At 60.2% G+C, this 1252-nt stretch carries 1 protein-coding gene; it reads left to right on the top strand.

The genetic code is table 11. The features are described 5' to 3' along the window. Window positions 1–383: 383 nt before the first annotated feature. The coding region (locus D6877_RS10470; protein ID WP_130910703.1) for a PA4780 family RIO1-like protein kinase at window positions 384–1252 on the top strand (869 nt) is incomplete at its 3' end.

Genomic DNA, 1252 nt, shown 5'->3' with positions numbered 1-1252 from the left:
GGGGGATGCTTGAAATCGACGCCGACCTGAGCGCCCTTCACCGAATCCAAAGCTGCGATTCAAACCAGAAGCGCTGCGGTCTCTCAGGTCGATGTATTACGGGAGACACCGCAGTCGGCCCCCTCTCCCTCTGGGAGAGGGCTGGGGTGAGGGCAACTGAAGTTCACCGACCATGTCAGATTCTGTCGCAAATGCCCTTGCCGGCCGATACCAATCAATGCCACGGTCTCGGCTATGATTCGCCCGGGTCGCTGCGATTGATCCGGCACAGTGTGTGCATCCTCAAGGTTCACAGGTCGGCAACCCCTCCCCGTCGGGCGAGGATTGCCGTATAACGAGTGACATTCGCGTGTTTGGTAATAAAGGACCCACAATAAAAGCTGATGAAGACTCCAAAACGCATTGAACCCCTGATCGAGGACGGTCTGGTCGACGAAGTGCTGCGCCCACTGATGAGTGGCAAAGAGGCAGCTGTTTATGTAGTGCGCTGCGGCAATCAGTTACGTTGCGCCAAGGTCTACAAGGAGGCGAATAAACGCAGTTTCCGCCAGGCGGCCGAGTATCAGGAAGGCCGCAAGGTTCGTAACAGCCGTCAGGCGCGGGCCATGGCGAAGGGGTCCAAGTTCGGTCGCAAAGAGACCGAAGACGCCTGGCAGAACGCCGAAGTGGCGGCGCTGTTCCGTCTGGCCGGCGCCGGTGTGCGAGTGCCCAAACCCTATGACTTCCTCGACGGCGTGCTGTTGATGGAGCTGGTGGCCGACGAATTCGGCGACGCCGCGCCGCGTCTGAATGACGTGGTGCTGGAGCCGGATCAGGCGCGCGAATATCACGCGTTCCTGATTTCGCAGATCGTGCTGATGTTGTGTACCGGTCTGGTGCACGGTGACCTCTCCGAGTTCAACGTGCTGCTGACCCCGACCGGCCCGGTCATCATCGACCTGCCCCAGGCAGTCGACGCTGCGGGTAACAACCACGCGTTCAGCATGCTCGAGCGTGACGTTGGCAACATGGCTTCGTACTTCGGCCGTTTCGCGCCGGAATTGAAGAAGACCAAGTACGCCAAGGAAATGTGGGCGTTGTACGAAGCCGGCACCTTGCACCCGAACAGTGTGCTGACCGGCGAGTTCGACGATCCGGAAGACCTGGCCGATGTTGGCGGTGTGTTGCGTGAAATCGAAGCGGCGCGCCTCGACGAGGAACGCAAGCAGGCCATTCGCGCGGCGGACGACGCGCCGAAAGGCAAACCCGAAGA

Source organism: Pseudomonas sp. Sample_9 (assembly GCF_004307535.1).
GTDB classification, from domain to species: domain Bacteria; phylum Pseudomonadota; class Gammaproteobacteria; order Pseudomonadales; family Pseudomonadaceae; genus Aquipseudomonas; species Aquipseudomonas mercuritolerans.
Note: the sequence above shows the minus strand (reverse complement) of the source record. Positions and strands in the feature narration are given on the sequence as shown.